The organism is Paenibacillus sanfengchensis (assembly GCF_036864765.1).
Classification (GTDB): Bacteria; Bacillota; Bacilli; order Paenibacillales; family Paenibacillaceae; genus Fontibacillus; species Fontibacillus sanfengchensis.
This window is the reverse complement of record NZ_JBAGJC010000004.1, coordinates 113,866-129,070: the sequence shown is the minus strand read 5'-3', so window position 1 is coordinate 129,070 and position 15,205 is coordinate 113,866. Positions and strand designations below refer to the sequence as shown.

Genomic DNA, 15,205 nt, shown 5'->3' with positions numbered 1-15,205 from the left:
TTTCCACAAATGCTGCGATTTTCGCAGGATCTTTCACTCCGTCGCTTTCTACGCCGCTGGAGACGTCAACGCCATCCGGTTCTATCGCCGCGATGGCATCCCGGACATTCTCCGGGTGCAGGCCTCCGGCCGCCAGGAACAAGATCCCGCGAGCTCTCGCCCAGTTCCGGTAATAAGCGGCATGCTCCCAAGCGAAGGACGCTCCCGAACCTCCCCCATAAAGGGGATCGTAAGTATCCAGCAAAATCCCGTCAAGCACACCCTCGTAGGCTTCCAAGGTGAGCGACCCGTGCAGGCTTCCGTCCTGTCTGACGGAAAAAGCCTTAAACACCTTTACGCCGAAACGCCGTCTGACCTCCAGGCAAAATTCGGGAGCTTCCGTTCCATGCAGTTGAACCACATCCAGACGGGCCTGGGACAACACCTCGGCGAGCTCCTCCAGCTCGGGATTGACAAATACGCCTACGGTCTCCGGAGCTTTCCCGGTCCCCCGGCTGCCCAGCGCGGCGGTCAACTCGGCGGCCTTCGCCGGACTGATCTTCCTGCGACTCTTCGCGAACACGAAACCGATATAATCCACCGGCAAGTTTATCATAGATTTTAGCACTTCAACGCTTTGAAGTCCACAAATTTTTACGACCGTTTCTCCCATTTCAAGACAAGCTCCCTTCGAAGCGGGGCAAACCGAACGCGTCCCCGCCCAGCGGGCCCAATAGCTCGCATACCGCTTCATCCACCCGTTCTTGGCGCATAAACGTTTCGCCGATCAGCACGCCCCGGGCTCCTCCGGACCTCATCAAAAAAGCGATATCCTCCCGGGTCCGGATTCCGCTTTCGCTGATCAGCGTGATGTTAGCGGGAACCTGAGCGGATAGAGCGCTCGTGGTCTCCAATGAAGTTTCGAAGGTCCGCAGATTCCGGTTGTTTATCCCGATCAGGGTTGTAGAGCCGAATTCCAAAGCACGCTCCAGCTCCGCCTGGTCATGGACCTCGAGCAGGACGTCAAGCCCGAGGGCTTGAGCCAAAGCGGAATAACTGCCGAGCTGGTCATCCGTCAGGATGGCGGCGATCAGCAGCACGGCGTCCGCGCCCATTAACCGCGCTTCGTAAACCTGCCGCTCGTCGATAATAAAATCCTTGCGGAGCAGCGGAACGTCGACCGCTTCGCGGATGGCGGATAAATAGGCGGCGCTTCCCTGAAAGTACTTTTCGTCCGTCAGCACCGAAATGCAGTCCGCCCCGGCGCTAACGTAAGCTTCGGCAAGGCTGACCGGGTGAAAATCCGGACGAATCAGCCCTTTGGACGGCGAGGCCTTCTTCACCTCCGCGATAAGTCCGATCTCCCGCTTGCGCCGAAGCGTCAAGGCCTCATGAAAGCCACGGGTCGGCGGCATCGCCGCAATCTCACGTTCCGCAGCGGAGAGCGAAAAACTTGCCGCCAATCGTTCGACCTCTTCTCTTTTCGTTTCCACAATGCGATCAAGATACATAGCTCAGTTCCCCCGTCGTCTGAATTAATTGGTCCAATTTAGCCATCGCCCGTCCGGAATCAATCGACTCCGCCGCAATTTTTACTCCTTCGGCCATACTGTCCGCCAGGCCCGAAACGTAGATACAAGCACCGGCGTTTGCCAATACGACATCGCGGTAGGCTCCCTTCTCGCCTCCGAGCACGCGGCGGATAATCTCCGCGTTCGTCATCGGATCGCCGCCGATCATTTCGTTCAACGGGTAAGTTCTTAAGCCCAGATCCTCAGGCTTCAGCTCATAGGTCGTAATCACACCATTCTTGAGTTCGGACACCTTGGTCGGAGAAGAAATACTGATTTCGTCCAGACCTTCGCTGCTTGTCACGACCAGCGCCCGCTTAGAGCCCAGTTCGTTCAGCACCTTGGCGATTGTCTCGGTTTTGCCCGCGTCATAGATGCCGAGCACCTGGCGGTCCGCCCCTGCAGGATTCGTCAGCGGACCCAGCATGTTGAAGACGGTTCTCACCCCAAGTTCTTTGCGCGGCGCGGCCGCATGGCGCATCGACGGGTGATAAACCTGCGCGAACAGGAAGCAGATTCCGATTTTATCCAGGCACCGCTTGGCCTGTTCGGCGTTCAAATGAATGTTGACGCCCAGCGATTCCAGCACGTCCGCACTGCCCGCCCGCCCCGAGGCCGAACGATTCCCGTGCTTCGCGACCCGGACGGATACCGAGGCTGCCACAATCGCCGAGGTCGTGGAGATGTTGAATTTGTGGATGCCCGATCCGCCGGTGCCGCAGGTGTCCAGCAGTTGGCGGCTTTCCGTTTGCAGACGGCTCGCATGGCTTCTCATCGCTTCCGCAAAACCCGTGATCTCCTCCACCGTCTCCCCCTTGATACGGAGAGCGGTCAACAGCCCTCCGATCTGGGCGGGCGTTGATTCGCCGTTCATGATCGCCTCCATAATGCTTCGGGCTTCCGTACGCCCCAGGTTCCGGCCTTCAATGAGACGGCCGATGCCGTACTGCACCGCTTCCTGTCCGTTCCGCGTTCCGTCCATCATTCCGTTCATGATTTATTCCTCCTTATCCCCGAGGGGTATATTCGTACAGATAGTCCTGGTTAATCACGCCCTCACTCCGGGCCGGCGGGGGAAACATTTGCTCCGCCGTGCGGATTGCGGTCAACAGAGCTTTGGCCTTGTTCACCGATTCCTGATATTCGTTCTCCGGCACGGAATCCCATACGATCCCCCCGCCCGCCTGAACATAGGCCTTCCCCTGCTTAAACACAATCGTCCGGATCGTTATGCAGGAGTCCATGTTTCCGGAGAAGCCCAAATATCCGATCGCTCCGGCATAGGTTCCCCGCGCTTCGTTCTCCAGCTCGGCGATGATTTCCATCGCCCGCAGTTTGGGTGCCCCGGAAACGGTCCCCGCCGGCAGGCAGGACAGAAACGCGTCAAAGAAGTCTTTTTCCTCCGCCAGCTTGCCGGAAACTTTGGAAACCATGTGCATCACGTGGGAGTACCGCTCAATTTCCATATACGAGTCGCATTTGACCGAGCCGAATTCCGAAACGCGCCCGAGATCATTGCGGCCCAAATCCACCAGCATCAGATGCTCCGCCCGCTCTTTCTCGTCTTTCAACAGCTCCGCCTCCAGGGCGGTATCCTCTTCGTCCGTCGCTCCCCTCGGCCGGGTACCGGCGATCGGCCGGGTTTCCACCCGGTCCCCCTCCACCTTGACCAAAGCTTCCGGAGATGTGCCGACGATAATTTCGTCGTCCATTTTGAGGTAATACATATAAGGCGAAGGATTCATCGTACGGAGCACCCGGTATACATGAAGCGGATCGACCTCGGTTTCGATATGAAACCGCTGGGACAGCACCACCTGAAAAATGTCGCCTGCGCGGATATACTCCTTCCCTTTTTCCACGTTGGCCAAAAATTGCTCCTTCGTCAGGTTGGACCGCACATCGCCAAGTTCCACCTGCCCCGGAATGGGGGTCCGGTTAAAGTTCTCGCCGGGGCCTTCCTGTTGCAGCAAATCGGCGGCTTCGTCCAGCTTCTTTTCCGCCGCCTGATACGCTCTGCGAATATCCTCGTCCCGGTCTCCCTCCCGGATATGCACATTGGCCACCAGTAAAATCCGCTGCTTGACATGATCGAAAACGATGACCTGATCACAAAACATAAACTGCATATCCTGCATGCCAAGGTCATCCACCCGATGGGCAGGAAGCTTCTCATAATACTGCAGAACATCATACCCGAAAAATCCGATCGCCCCGCCGGTAAAAGGCGGCATCTCCGGCAGCTTGGGACTGCGGTAGCTGCGGAGCACCGCCTTCAGCTCATCCACGGGTTTTTGGGAAGAAATCACCTGCTTCTCCCCTTGCCGCTCGATAACCATCTCACCCTTTTTGGCCGTCATCATCAGAAACGGATCCGTTCCGATAAAAGAGTACCGGGCCCATTGAATGCCGCCCTCCACGCTTTCGAGTAAAAATGCCCGATCGCTCCGGGCGAACCGCCGGAATATCCGGATCGGCGTCTCCAGATCGGCAAGCAGCGTCCGTACGATCGGAATCAGATTGTAGTCCTTGGCCATGGCGATGACCTGTTCAACGTGGGGAGTCGTCATAATAGCACCCTTCCTTTTCGGCTCAAAATAAAAATCGGATTCGGAAAAACAAAAAAACCTCTACCTAAGTAGAGGTTTGCTTCTATGCAGTAAGTTGTATGAACGGAATTATGGATGCTCCCATGATTCAAGTACGCGAGTGGCCGATGCGGAAATAAACCCGAACGCAACCCCGTCGCCCGCTACGGACTTTCAAGGTGTTTACGAACGCCTTATCCTTGTCGCCAGTATACTCTAATCACATCGAAGCAATTCCCCGCTCCAAACTCAACTCGACTCTGCTCATCTCAGCTCAGCTCTACTCAACTCTTAACATATTGCGGTCTTCGTCTCAAACTGCTCTTCTCAACTCTTCATCCGAAAGGATGATCTCTTCTCTTCACGACGCTTTCGTGAAAATCTTAAAATTAATATAACGCAACACCGGCCGGTTTGCAAGCACTCTATTTGCGAAAGCCCGTCTTAGGACTCCGATCCGCTGAGATCGGGGCGCAGGCTTTGCGCCTCGTTCAGATAAATGTGCTTCATCTCCCGCTGCCCTTTGGTCGTGTTTACATGAAGGAGCAGGCGGACGCATTTCGGCAGCCCGCCCTTCACCGGAATCTCCGTCGAACACATCAAGGGCACCATATCCCAGCCGTTTAAAGCCCGAATGGCCTTAGCCGGAAAAGTGGCGTCCAGATCGGGCGTAACGGTGATCCAAACGCTGCAAATATCCTCCGGTACGATTTCGTTCCGCCGAACGACTTCCTGAAGAAGTTCGGCCGTCGCATCCAGAATCTCCTTCTCTTCATTGCGGTTTACCGTTGTGGCTCCGCGAATTCCCCGGTTATACATGAGGCCCCTCCTTTTTCAATTCCCGAATGACCCGGCGGACCTCCTCCACCTTCACATCCGATACGATTTCCACTTGCCCGATCGCAACCGGAAGCACAAAAACGAGCCGCTGCTCCTTGAACTTCTTGTCATGCATCATCGCGCCGATGATACGTTCTTCATCCAAATGCTCCGGCATGACCGTCGGCAGCCCGAAGCCGCCAAGCAATCGGACAGTCTCCGTGTACAACGCCCGGTCGGCGCCGCGGTTGACGGCGATCAGCGCCGATGCGGCCATCCCGATGGAGATCGCTTCCCCGTGCAAAAATTCGCCATACCCGCCGATCGCTTCCAGCGCATGACCGATCGTATGACCCAAATTCAAAATCGCCCGCAATCCCAGCTCCCGCTCGTCCTGGGACACGACCTGCGCCTTGATCGAGCAGCCCATCGTGAGACCGTAGCTCAATGTTTCGGGATCGAGTGCGAGCAATCGGTCGGTATTCTCCCCGCACCATGCCGCGAACTCGGCGTCCCAGATCAGACCGTGCTTGACCATCTCGGACAGCCCGGCCCGGATTTCACGTTCGGGCAAAGTAAGCAGCGTGCCAACGTCATACAGGACGAGCTCGGGCTGGTGAAAAGCGCCGATCATGTTTTTGGCCAGCGGATGGTTGATCGCCACCTTGCCGCCCACGCTGCTATCATGCGCCAAAATCGTCGTCGGCATCTGCACGAACGGCACGCCGCGCATATAGGTCGCGGCCACAAACCCCGCCAGATCGCCGACCACGCCGCCGCCTAGCGCAACGACGGCGGAGCGCCGGTCCAGGCCGCCTTCGATGGCGGCTGTCATGACATCATGAAATACGTCCAACGATTTGGCCTTCTCTCCGGCCTTAACGACTTTGCTGACGGTCCGGTACCCCTCGGCTTGGAGGTTCTCCTCCACTTGCTTTAGATAAAGCGGGGCCACATTGTCGTCCGTAACGATCAGGACCGGGCTTTTCTTGCTCAATTGATGCTTGGCGAAGATCACACCCGCCTCATTCCGTAGGCCGCTGCCGATATAGATCGGATAGGACCGGTCCCCTAAATCCACTTGAAGCGTACGCATCAGTAGCTCTCCAACTGAGCCTTGTAGCTCCGTACGTTGCGTTCGATTTCCTCGATGGAATCGCCGCCGAATTTCTCCAGGAACGCCTTGGCCACTTCCCAAGCCACCACATGCTCCAGAACGACACTCGCCGCCGGAACCGCGCAGGCATCGGACCGTTCCACCTGGGCCGTGAAAGGTTCTTTCGTATCGATATCCACGCTTTGCAGCGGCTTGTACAAAGTCGGGATCGGTTTCATGACGCCGCGAACCACGATCGGCATGCCGTTAGTCATCCCACCTTCAAAGCCTCCCAAGCGATTCGTCGCCCGGTAATAGCCCCGTTCCTCGCTGTACATGATTTCGTCATGAACCTGGGAACCCGGCAATTTCCCGGCCTCAAAGCCGATTCCGATCTCAACGCCTTTAAAGGCATTGATCGACATGACCGCCTGTGCGATTCTGCCGTCCAGCTTACGGTCGTACTGCACATAGCTGCCCAATCCGACCGGTACTCCTTCGACGATACACTCCACGATGCCGCCGATGGAGTCGCCTTCTTCCTTGATTTTGTCGATGTAGGCCTCCATCTTCTTCTCCGTTTCCGGATCGACCACCCGGACGGAGGACTCCTCCGTAAGGCGCGCCATCTCCTCCAGGGACAGATTGTGCGGCGGCGCTTCGATTTCCCCGATCCGGATCACCTGCCCGGCGATGCGTATGCCGAATTTCTCCAGAAGCTGTTTCGCCACCGCGCCTACGGCAACGCGAATCGCCGTTTCCCGGGCGCTGGAGCGTTCCAGCACGTTGCGCAAGTCCTTAAGATTATATTTCAATCCGCCGTTCAGATCCGCATGACCCGGGCGCGGCCGATGAACGCGGCGCTTCTCCTCATCCGTTCCCTCAATCGGCTCGATATTCATGATGTTCCGCCAATGCGTCCAGTCATTGTTGGCGACCACCAGCGCCACCGGAGCGCCGGTCGTATTCCCGTGGCGTACGCCGCCGACAATTTGGGCCGTGTCCTTCTCAATTTGCATCCGGCGTCCTCGTCCGTAGCCCTTTTGACGGCGGGCCAACTCAAAATTAAGCTTCTCGAAATCCAGCTTCAAATTGCTGGGCAAACCTTCAATAATCGCCGTAAGCTGGGGACCGTGCGTTTCCCCGGCAGTCAAGTAACGTAATGTCATGATGCGTTCCCCCTTTAAACTGTTAAACTGTAAAGAGCTAAAATCCGATGATTTCTTTGCTCATTATAATATTAGTACTAATGTCTTGTCACGCCCGTATTTTTTCCGGATTCTTAATTATTCCCCCAAACGCATGATGACCACCTGAAACCTTTCTGTAATATTTTTGACCTTTAGGCATATGCCGCGATCAAAGTAGGTTATAGGCCATAGACTGTTGTCGAGTAAATTTTAGGAGGTTATCCATGGAAACCAATTATCAACAAGTCGCAATGAGCTGTATGAATAAATATGTTGGTATAACAACTACTGACGGCCAGTCTCACGATGGTTTTATTGCACATGTTGACCAGGACTACATTACTCTTGCAATTCCATCGAACGAAATGATCGGACAAATGAACGGAATGCCCACCAATGCATCCACTTACAGACAATTTGGATTCTTTCCGGGCTTTTTTCCACGCCGACGCTTTTTTCGCCGACGCATACCACTTCGCTTTATTACGGGTTTATTTTTGCTCCCGTTTTTCATTTAATCGCTGGCATGCCCCCCTTTATGGGGGCTCATGCCAGCTCAAATGCGTTTATTGATCCTGTAGCACCGCCCCGGCCGACAGGTGGTCCGCCGTGTAACCGTACCCTGGCAAGTATGCCGCGAAAAGGTTCCTGCAGGCAAAACAGAAAAAAACGCGCGCTCCTTCGCTGAACGCGAATTAAACGCACGTTGATTCCAACCTTCATTCCCAATCAAATCAGGCTTATTTCCGCACTAAAAGTTTCCCGAGGCCGGCTGGTTATCCGCCAATAGGTTCTCCGCGCCAGGCGCCTTAGCGCCCTGCTCCAGCAGACGCGTCAGTTGGCCCTTCTCCAAGCCAAGAACCTGGGCGCATTCCTGTGGTGTGAGGAAGCCTCGGCGATAGGCATCGATGACCTTTCTCTTATCCATTGAACGACCTCCCTAACCCTGTTGTCAGTCATTATGGGAAAAGTGGGGAAGGATTATACCGTCTTTTAGGCCTTTTTTCTGTAAAAGAACGTTTCCGCCGGCTCCAGCGCATATTGGGACGGGGAAAAGATCTGTTCCGTGCTGCCGACGAATAAAATACCGCCCGGCCGAAGCGCCTGGGCAAACTTATGGTACAGCCCGTGCTTCGCTTCCTCGGTGAAATAGATCATGACGTTTCGGCATACGATCAAATCAAAGCTATCTTCAAACGGATCAAGCAGTAAATTCTGCTTTTTGAAGGTGACTGCTTTTTTGAGTTTGGGGTCAAACCGGTACATCGCTCCTTCCGGAGTAAAGTACCGTTTCGCCACCTCCGGAGGAACGTCCTTCAGCGACCGCTCCAGATACAAGCCTTCCGCCGCCTTGGCCAGCGCGCCCTCATCGATATCCGTCGCCAGCAAGTATGTACTCGTCAGCAGCCCTTGATCCGCCAGAATCATGGAAAGGGTATACGGCTCTTCCCCGGTAGAGCATGCCGCGCTCCAAACCCGAAGCTTGGATTTACCGGCGGCAATCCCGGGAAGAACGACATCCCGCAACACTTCCCAGCGGTTCGGATTACGCCAAAATTCGGAAACGTTAATCGTCATCTTGTCAAGAAATTCGTAAAAAAGCGTCTTGTTTGCCATCATAGCTTGATAAAATGCATCGAAAGATGAAAATCCGTTCTTGTTGCGGAGCGTCGTCAAGCGGCGCTTCATCTGAGCTTCTTTGTACTGGGCCAGGTCGATCCCCGTACTTTTCTTGATATGGAGGATAAACGCCGTGTAATCGGGATCCGGTGCGCCCGCCTCCTCTTGACCCATGTCCGTTCTGGCCGAGATCAGATCCATGGCGTAATACTCTTCGAATAGGCTACGATTTCGTGGGGGGCAAAGAAGTTCGCAATCTCCCGCTCCGCGCTTTCGGGGCCATCCGAACCATGAATCAAATTGTAAGGAGTGTGGGCTGCAAAGTCGCCGCGAATGGTGCCCGGGACCGCCTCCGTCACTTTGGTCTTCCCGATGACCGCCCGGGACAACGCCACGATGTCATCCCCCTCCCAAACCATGGCAAACACCGGTCCGGAGGTAATGAAGCTCACAAGACTGTCAAAGAACGGCTTTCCTTCATGCTCCGCATAATGCCTTTTCGCTTGCTCCTGGGTCACCTGTACAAATTTTCCGGCAACCAGCTTAAAGCCTTTGTCCTCAAACCGGCTGACAATGCGGCCGATCAACCCTCTTTGAACGCCGTCCGGCTTAACCATCAAAAAAGTACGTTCCATGCTTCTCCTCCCGATATCGACAACTTGGTAATCCATGAAAAATCTGGCTCAACAGGTGAGTTTACCACCATTCTACCAAAAAAAACGGGTGCTGATAAGCTTGATTCTTAATAGGAGCGTTTATTTACAAACAAAGCTATCTCTTTCAGGTGGGTTTTGGGCTTGCTCTCCGGAAGCCCTTCCAAGGCTTCCAGCGCTTTTTCGATAAATCGGTCCGCAAGCTCCTCCGCCCGCCGGATGCCCGGACTTCCCAAGATCATCTCGATCGCCCGGCTGGCATCGGCTTCCATTCCATTCGCCCGGATCGCAGCGAGTTCCACCAAGAGCGGTTCACGGATCTCCGGCTCCTGCAGCGCATAAATGACCGGTAACGTGATATTCCCCTGCCGCATATCGCTGCCCGGCGGCTTACCCAAACTTTTCTCCGTGCCGCACAGGTCCAGCAGGTCGTCCCTGATTTGAAAAGCCATGCCGACATTGTACCCATACCGGTAGAGCTGGGAATGAACCCGGGAAGGAGCTTCCGAGGCCAAAGCGCCGAGCTGGCAGCTGATCGCGATTAGGAGCGCCGTCTTTCGGCGAATGCGCAGCAAATAATGACGAACCGACTGTTCCGTGTTGAAAAAATCGCGAATCTGCTCCATTTCCCCCACCGACATCTGCACCATCGCTTTGGCCAGAATCCGGTGCAGTTCGGGAATCGGCAGCCGGGTGGCCAGCGTCAACGCCTTCGCATAGATATAGTCCCCGGTATACATCGCGATTTTGTTGTCCCATTTGGCCTTCACCGTAGGCTTGCCTCTTCGGGTCCCCGCATCGTCGATGACATCGTCATGGACGAGCGTCGCCGAGTGAATCAGCTCGAGAGGTACCGCTACATGCTGCAGCTTCTCCAAATCGTAGGTCCCGAATTTCCCGCCGAGCAGAACGAAAACCGGGCGCAGCCGTTTCCCCCCCGCCTTCAGCAGGTGCAGAGATGTTTCGCTCAGCAGCTCCTCATCGCCTTCGATGCTCCGGTACAGCTGCCGCTCAATAAAATCCATATCCCTTTTCAGCGCGCCGAAAATATCCATTAATTTCATTCTTTCACCCGTGTCAGCGTATTCTCACTCCAAATATCCATCCGTACTTTCTTCGGCAGAAGTCCCATTTCATAGGAGTAAGAGAAGTATAAGGCCAAGCCTTTCCGCCGCCGTTCACTAAAATCATAACACAAGTTACGGAAATAATGTTCCCAGTACTCCGCACTGCCCCCGATCTCATCGCGGGCCTTGTCCACGAGCGGCGTCAAATCTTCCAAGCTTAGACGTTTGCTCGCCTCGAAAGCGCCCAGCACTTCGGACAAAAAGCCGGGTTGCGCTTCGGCAAACGCCCTTTGCACGGCCCATACGGCAAACGTCATGCCGTAACCGGTCCATTGTTTCCAGACTTCCCCCAAATCCGTAACGATATAACCGTGGTCTCTCCAGGATGCCTGGATGGCGTGGTCCCCGATCAGCAGGGCGGCATCGCTCCGCTCCATCATCGTATCCAGGACGGGTTCGCTTTCCCAATAGGTCGGCTTCCCTTCAAAAGCCTTCTCCATGATGATCTTTAGCAGATTATTCGAGGTCGCCGACGTATTCGTGAGCGCGATGACGCCGTTGCGAATTTCCTCGGGCGGTTTCCGGGAAAACAGCAGGATCGAATTTACCGGACCGTCCGAGCTGACGGAAAGATCCGGCAACAGAACCAGATCTTCCGCCCCGTACCCAAAGGCAAACGAAGATACGGGCGACAGATCAAGCGAGCCGCTCAGCATGCGGCGGTTCAGCGCCGAAGGCACGTCGGTCACCATCGTGACCTGGTGCGACAGGCTCTTCGCTTCAAAATAATGAAAAACAGGCCATACATTTGTATATTTGATTTTTCCGATGAGGATGTCGTCATTCTCCCGGTTGTTCACTGTGATCCCCCCATCTTTTAAATAACGCATGTTCGATATTCAAATTGTCCAGCACTTTGCCCACTAGGAAAGCGACCAGATCGTCAATGGTTTTGGGGCCAAAATAAAAAGCGGGCATTGCCGGAATCAAGCGTACACCGAGCCGGGCCAGCTTCAACATGTTTTCTAGATGAATCGCGTGCAGCGGGGTTTCGCGGGGAACCAGCACCAGCGGCCGTCCTTCCTTCATCATGACATCGGCCGCCCGGGTCATCAGGTTGTCCGACGTCCCGTTCGCAATCGAGGCGAGCGTCCCCATCGAGCAAGGCATGATGATCATCCCCATTGTCAAAAAGGAGCCGCTGGCGATCGAGGCGCCGATATCGGCGATGGGATGGTATATCCAACTGCCGGTTCCTCCACGCAAATGCTTGCGCAAAGCGGCTTCGCGATCCGTCGTTTCCCAACCGAGCTCCTCTTTCAAAACCCGCCAGCCGGCATTCGAAATGACCAGATGAACGGTAAAACCCAACTCCAGCAAGGTTTCCGCCAGCTTGACGCCATAAACGGATCCGCTGGCCCCGGTAATTCCGACAACGAGTTCCCTGTTCTTCTTCGCATTCTCAGGCATCAGGAATGGCGCACCACCAAATCGATCAGAGTAAAGGAAAAGACGACGATGCTCAAAACGCCGTTCATGGTGAAAAATGACGTTTGCAGCCGGCTTAAATCGCCGGGAGAAACGATGTGATGCTCATAGAAAAGAATCAGGTAAGCGATGATCATGCCCGCGATATACCACCAGCCCAAATCGCTCATGAGCAGCAGAGCGATAAATCCAATCGCGGTGACGATATGGAACGCCTGCGCAATTTTCAGGGATTTGGCGACCCCGAATCTGACGGGAATCGAATGGAGCCCTTCTTTTGTGTCAAACTCTACGTCCTGACAAGAATAAATAATATCGAAGCCGGCAACCCAAAAAATAATCGTGGCAAAAAAGACCATCGCGGTCGCGTCGACCTTCCCCGCTACGGCCACCCAACCGCCCAGCGGAGCCAGGGCGATCGTAATTCCGAGCACAACGTGGCAAAGCCAGGTGAAACGTTTCGTGTACGAATAAATCACGAGCATGAATACCGCGATCGGCAGCAGCTTCATCGCCAGCGGATTCAATTCCGCTGCCGCCCAGAACAGCAGGGCGAAAGAGCAAATAATAAAGACGACAACTTCGCCGATCTTCAGCAGACCGGCCGGGATCGCCCGGTTTGCCGTGCGCGGATTTTTGGCGTCGCTGACCCGGTCGATCAGCCGGTTAAGCCCCATCGCCGCGCTGCGCGCTCCGAACATCGCGAGCAGTACCCAGCCGATTTCGGCCCAGGACGGCAGCCGGTGGTGGATAGCCACGGAACCGAGCAGAGCGCCCATAAAGGCAAAAGGAAGTGCGAAAACCGTATGTTCAAATTTAATCATCTGCAGAAATATTCCAATTTTCCTAAACATCTTGCGTCTCCTTCGTTCCGATATGCAGTGCGGCAATTCCGCCGAAAAAAGGATACACTTCGACGCTGGAAAGCCCGACTTCCGTATAAATTCTTGCGAGCTCCTTGCGGCCCGGAAACTGAATCAGCGATTCCGGGAGCCATTTGTACTGCGCATACCGCTTGGCGATCAACTTGCCGAGCATCGGCATCAGATACCTGAAATAGAAGTAATACAGCCCTTTGAACGGCTGCCAGGTCGGTTTGGACAGTTCCAGACAAACCACTTTGCCGCCGGGCCTGACCACCCTCGTCATTTCGCTCAGCACCCGGCGCGGATCGGGCACATTGCGAAGCCCGAACCCGATCGTCGCAAACTGGAAGCTGTTGTCTTCAAACGGTAGGTCCATGGCGTTCCCCTGGAAGAGCTGAATCGAGCGGTCCAGTCCGCGCTCGGCGATTTTGCGGCGGCCGATCTTCAGCATATTTTCGCTGAAATCAAGGCCCGTAATCGGGCCTCCAGTCGTTTCCGCCATGCTGATCGTCCAGTCGCAAGTGCCGCAGCACAAGTCGAGCGCCGTATCCCCCGGCGACATATTCATTTTGTTCATCGTAAATTTACGCCAGGCCCTGTGGCGGCCAAAGCTGATAATATCGTTCATGAGATCGTACTTTGGAGCCACGCTCTCGAACACGGAATGTACGAACTCTTCCTTCGGTTTGGAGGACGGATTACTCATTTAAACCTTTCACCTTACCCTTCCTGAATTGCGGGAGACCGCGACGACAACACGGCCATCATCGGTTCCAGGATCGCGCCGATCTCAGTGCGGGTATGTTCCTCCCTGCACTCGTGCATCAGATTCTTCACGTTCTCCACGGATTGGTGCAGCATCGTGATTAATTGCTTTTCAATCCGGTATTTCTGCAGAAGCCGCCTCCACTCCCCGGTCTCCAGTCCGTTTCGGACGAGCTTCTCTTTGTCCTCAGCGGTGCAGGTCTCCCAGATCCGCAAATAAGCGTATCCCTTCCGCTCCTCTTGAGCTTCCGGACCGGGACTCATTTCATCCAGAGCCACTTCGCACCGGCTTAATTCCGTAAGCAGCAGCGCCCAAATGTTTTGCGCCGGCTTGTCCAACTGCTCGGTAAAAACATGGAATAACTCGCTTTTTAACCGCACGCGCTGCTTTATGTACTCCTCCGCGGAAATTCGCATGTTCCTCAGCCCCGTATACAGCCGAACCTTGATCCGGTTCACTTCGCAGATGGCCGCGCTCAAGGTGGATATCACGCCGATCAGCCCCTCCTGCGCCAATTGCTGATAAAAAACGCTGCTGAAGTAATCCCCGGCCAGAACCTTCAATTGACGCGAGCGCATTTCCTTCTCTTCCTTCCGGAAGTCCCCGACATCGATCGAGTCGTGCGTATCGAGTCCCAATTGAACAAGGAAGGCCGCGAGCGCGCAGGTTTCCCCCGAGCGTTCCGGCAGACGGGCCGAGTCCTTTAAAAACGTATAAAGCAAACGAACACGGGGAACCGGGAAATTCGGTAGCTCCGTGTGAGTCGTAATCATGTCGTATTCGACATACTTTTGGGCCAGTTCTGTTATGCGATCAGGTCTCATCATCTGCCTCCGAGCCGCTAATACTGACATCTTTGTTTACACTTCGGAAACAAAGATGTCACAATCTTGTCTATTATAGCATATGTTATTTGGGAGCGCACGGAGGGGCTTAATGGATTTTATCCCTCCAAAGCGCCGTTTCTGTCAGACGGAACCATTGCTTCAGCTCCGTGGGGATTTCACCGTTTCCGGCCGCGCGAAGCCGCTCCGGCGCATCCATCGGCCATTCCCCGCGCCGCACGTCCGCAGCCACCAGCAGATACCGGCTTCCGAGCCACTGGTCTTCGGCGATGAGGCGAAGCAGCAATTGGTCGATGTTGGTCGTCCGTGCAAACGCAAAAGAAATCAGGTCGGCCATGCCGGCGTATAAGTCATTTTTTGTCAGCCGTTCATCCTTCACTTTCAGATCGACCGACAGAATCCCTCCGTTCAGATCCACCTTCGCAATCGGGACATTCAGCTCAAGAGAGGACAAGCTGTCCACCAGATTGTCATCGGTCAATTCGACGGGCTTGCCGGTCTCCGAGAAAACTTCAGCGACAAGCCGTCCCGGTTCCGACAAAGGCCCTCCTTCTCTCGTCATCAGAGCCAAAGCGATGGCCGCACCGCAGGTCAGCAGAAACGCTTGCATCATCCATTTCGACTTCACGGGAATCCCCCTTCGATATTCACCGGATC

The 15,205-nt window shown here is 54.9% G+C and carries 17 protein-coding genes and 1 pseudogene; 1 reads left to right on the top strand and 17 read right to left on the bottom strand.

Annotated elements, in window-relative coordinates:
- Positions 1 to 13: 13 nt before the first annotated feature.
- The 7 genes and pseudogenes from V4U84_RS09800 to aroC form a co-directional block, all read right to left on the bottom strand.
- Positions 14 to 652, bottom strand: a pseudogene (locus V4U84_RS09800) (phosphoribosylanthranilate isomerase); the annotation flags it as partial.
- A 1-nt stretch (position 653) separates the two neighbouring features.
- Positions 654 to 1,490, bottom strand: a complete 837-nt coding sequence (trpC, locus tag V4U84_RS09795; protein WP_334077120.1) for an indole-3-glycerol phosphate synthase TrpC — start codon at positions 1,488 to 1,490, stop codon at positions 654 to 656.
- Entirely contained in the window at positions 1,480 to 2,535 is a 1,056-nt protein-coding gene (trpD, locus tag V4U84_RS09790) for an anthranilate phosphoribosyltransferase (RefSeq protein ID WP_334077256.1), read from the bottom strand. Before trpD ends, trpC begins: the two co-directional genes overlap by 11 nt.
- Positions 2,536 to 2,557: 22 nt before the next feature.
- Positions 2,558 to 4,120, bottom strand: a complete 1,563-nt coding sequence (gene trpE, locus V4U84_RS09785) for an anthranilate synthase component I (protein WP_334077119.1) — start codon at positions 4,118 to 4,120, stop codon at positions 2,558 to 2,560.
- A gap of 462 nt (positions 4,121 to 4,582) precedes the next feature.
- Positions 4,583 to 4,957 (bottom strand): chorismate mutase, encoded by a 375-nt coding sequence (aroH, locus tag V4U84_RS09780; protein ID WP_334077118.1) that lies wholly within the window; start codon positions 4,955 to 4,957, stop codon positions 4,583 to 4,585.
- The gene (aroB, locus tag V4U84_RS09775) at positions 4,950 to 6,053 is read right to left on the bottom strand and encodes a 3-dehydroquinate synthase (RefSeq protein WP_334077117.1); all 1,104 of its coding nucleotides are present in this window, start codon (positions 6,051 to 6,053) and stop codon (positions 4,950 to 4,952) included. The genes aroH and aroB overlap by 8 nt, the downstream gene beginning before the upstream one ends.
- Positions 6,053 to 7,222: a chorismate synthase gene (gene aroC, locus V4U84_RS09770; RefSeq protein WP_334071580.1), complete on the bottom strand. Its 1,170-nt coding sequence runs from the start codon at positions 7,220 to 7,222 to the stop codon at positions 6,053 to 6,055. Before aroC ends, aroB begins: the two co-directional genes overlap by 1 nt.
- A 245-nt stretch (positions 7,223 to 7,467) precedes the next feature.
- Between aroC and V4U84_RS09765 the strand changes: the two genes are divergently transcribed.
- Positions 7,468 to 7,761 carry a phosphatidylinositol kinase gene (locus tag V4U84_RS09765; protein ID WP_334077116.1) on the top strand — a complete coding sequence of 98 codons (294 nt, stop codon included), beginning with the start codon at positions 7,468 to 7,470 and terminating at the stop codon, positions 7,759 to 7,761.
- A 233-nt stretch (positions 7,762 to 7,994) separates the two neighbouring features.
- Here V4U84_RS09765 and V4U84_RS09760 read toward each other — a convergent pair whose 3' ends face one another.
- From V4U84_RS09760 to V4U84_RS09715, 10 genes are all read right to left on the bottom strand, one after another.
- Positions 7,995 to 8,171, bottom strand: coding sequence for a hypothetical protein (locus tag V4U84_RS09760; protein ID WP_334071582.1), 177 nt, complete (start codon positions 8,169 to 8,171; stop codon positions 7,995 to 7,997).
- A gap of 65 nt (positions 8,172 to 8,236) precedes the next feature.
- Complete coding sequence (locus tag V4U84_RS09755; protein ID WP_334072048.1) at positions 8,237 to 9,037, bottom strand: CheR family methyltransferase; 801 nt, start codon at positions 9,035 to 9,037, stop codon at positions 8,237 to 8,239.
- Positions 9,038 to 9,054: 17 nt separating this feature from the next.
- Positions 9,055 to 9,498: a nucleoside-diphosphate kinase gene (ndk, locus tag V4U84_RS09750; RefSeq protein ID WP_334071583.1), complete on the bottom strand. Its 444-nt coding sequence runs from the start codon at positions 9,496 to 9,498 to the stop codon at positions 9,055 to 9,057.
- A 107-nt stretch (positions 9,499 to 9,605) separates the two neighbouring features.
- Positions 9,606 to 10,580: a polyprenyl synthetase family protein gene (locus tag V4U84_RS09745; protein WP_334077115.1), complete on the bottom strand. Its 975-nt coding sequence runs from the start codon at positions 10,578 to 10,580 to the stop codon at positions 9,606 to 9,608.
- Complete coding sequence (locus V4U84_RS09740) at positions 10,577 to 11,473, bottom strand: menaquinone biosynthesis protein (RefSeq protein WP_416367229.1); 897 nt, start codon at positions 11,471 to 11,473, stop codon at positions 10,577 to 10,579. Before V4U84_RS09740 ends, V4U84_RS09745 begins: the two co-directional genes overlap by 4 nt.
- The gene (locus V4U84_RS09735) at positions 11,424 to 12,053 is read right to left on the bottom strand and encodes a UbiX family flavin prenyltransferase (protein ID WP_334077113.1); all 630 of its coding nucleotides are present in this window, start codon (positions 12,051 to 12,053) and stop codon (positions 11,424 to 11,426) included. The genes V4U84_RS09740 and V4U84_RS09735 overlap by 50 nt, the downstream gene beginning before the upstream one ends.
- Positions 12,053 to 12,925: a UbiA-like polyprenyltransferase gene (locus V4U84_RS09730; protein ID WP_334077112.1), complete on the bottom strand. Its 873-nt coding sequence runs from the start codon at positions 12,923 to 12,925 to the stop codon at positions 12,053 to 12,055. The genes V4U84_RS09735 and V4U84_RS09730 overlap by 1 nt, the downstream gene beginning before the upstream one ends.
- Positions 12,918 to 13,643, bottom strand: a complete 726-nt coding sequence (locus V4U84_RS09725; RefSeq protein WP_334071588.1) for a demethylmenaquinone methyltransferase — start codon at positions 13,641 to 13,643, stop codon at positions 12,918 to 12,920. Before V4U84_RS09725 ends, V4U84_RS09730 begins: the two co-directional genes overlap by 8 nt.
- A 14-nt stretch (positions 13,644 to 13,657) precedes the next feature.
- Positions 13,658 to 14,527: a heptaprenyl diphosphate synthase component 1 gene (locus V4U84_RS09720; protein ID WP_334077111.1), complete on the bottom strand. Its 870-nt coding sequence runs from the start codon at positions 14,525 to 14,527 to the stop codon at positions 13,658 to 13,660.
- A gap of 109 nt (positions 14,528 to 14,636) precedes the next feature.
- Complete coding sequence (locus tag V4U84_RS09715; protein WP_334071591.1) at positions 14,637 to 15,176, bottom strand: hypothetical protein; 540 nt, start codon at positions 15,174 to 15,176, stop codon at positions 14,637 to 14,639.
- Between the last annotated feature and the right edge of the window lie 29 nt (positions 15,177 to 15,205).

What these genes read in the sequence shown, in the direction of transcription:
- trpC (WP_334077120.1), bottom strand. Translation starts at nt 1,490, where the DNA reads ATGTATCTTGATCGCATTGTGGAAACGAAAAGAGAAGAGGTCGAACGA.
- trpD (WP_334077256.1), bottom strand. Translation starts at nt 2,535, where the DNA reads ATGATGGACGGAACGCGGAACGGACAGGAAGCGGTGCAGTACGGCATC.
- trpE (WP_334077119.1), bottom strand. Translation starts at nt 4,120, where the DNA reads ATGACGACTCCCCACGTTGAACAGGTCATCGCCATGGCCAAGGACTAC.
- aroH (WP_334077118.1), bottom strand. Translation starts at nt 4,957, where the DNA reads ATGTATAACCGGGGAATTCGCGGAGCCACAACGGTAAACCGCAATGAA.
- aroB (WP_334077117.1), bottom strand. Translation starts at nt 6,053, where the DNA reads ATGCGTACGCTTCAAGTGGATTTAGGGGACCGGTCCTATCCGATCTAT.
- aroC (WP_334071580.1), bottom strand. Translation starts at nt 7,222, where the DNA reads ATGACATTACGTTACTTGACTGCCGGGGAAACGCACGGTCCCCAGCTT.
- V4U84_RS09765 (WP_334077116.1), top strand. Translation starts at nt 7,468, where the DNA reads ATGGAAACCAATTATCAACAAGTCGCAATGAGCTGTATGAATAAATAT.
- V4U84_RS09760 (WP_334071582.1), bottom strand. Translation starts at nt 8,171, where the DNA reads ATGGATAAGAGAAAGGTCATCGATGCCTATCGCCGAGGCTTCCTCACA.
- V4U84_RS09755 (WP_334072048.1), bottom strand. Translation starts at nt 9,037, where the DNA reads ATGGGTCAAGAGGAGGCGGGCGCACCGGATCCCGATTACACGGCGTTT.
- ndk (WP_334071583.1), bottom strand. Translation starts at nt 9,498, where the DNA reads ATGGAACGTACTTTTTTGATGGTTAAGCCGGACGGCGTTCAAAGAGGG.
- V4U84_RS09745 (WP_334077115.1), bottom strand. Translation starts at nt 10,580, where the DNA reads ATGAAATTAATGGATATTTTCGGCGCGCTGAAAAGGGATATGGATTTT.
- V4U84_RS09740 (WP_416367229.1), bottom strand. Translation starts at nt 11,473, where the DNA reads ATGCGTTATTTAAAAGATGGGGGGATCACAGTGAACAACCGGGAGAAT.
- V4U84_RS09735 (WP_334077113.1), bottom strand. Translation starts at nt 12,053, where the DNA reads ATGCCTGAGAATGCGAAGAAGAACAGGGAACTCGTTGTCGGAATTACC.
- V4U84_RS09730 (WP_334077112.1), bottom strand. Translation starts at nt 12,925, where the DNA reads ATGTTTAGGAAAATTGGAATATTTCTGCAGATGATTAAATTTGAACAT.
- V4U84_RS09725 (WP_334071588.1), bottom strand. Translation starts at nt 13,643, where the DNA reads ATGAGTAATCCGTCCTCCAAACCGAAGGAAGAGTTCGTACATTCCGTG.
- V4U84_RS09720 (WP_334077111.1), bottom strand. Translation starts at nt 14,527, where the DNA reads ATGAGACCTGATCGCATAACAGAACTGGCCCAAAAGTATGTCGAATAC.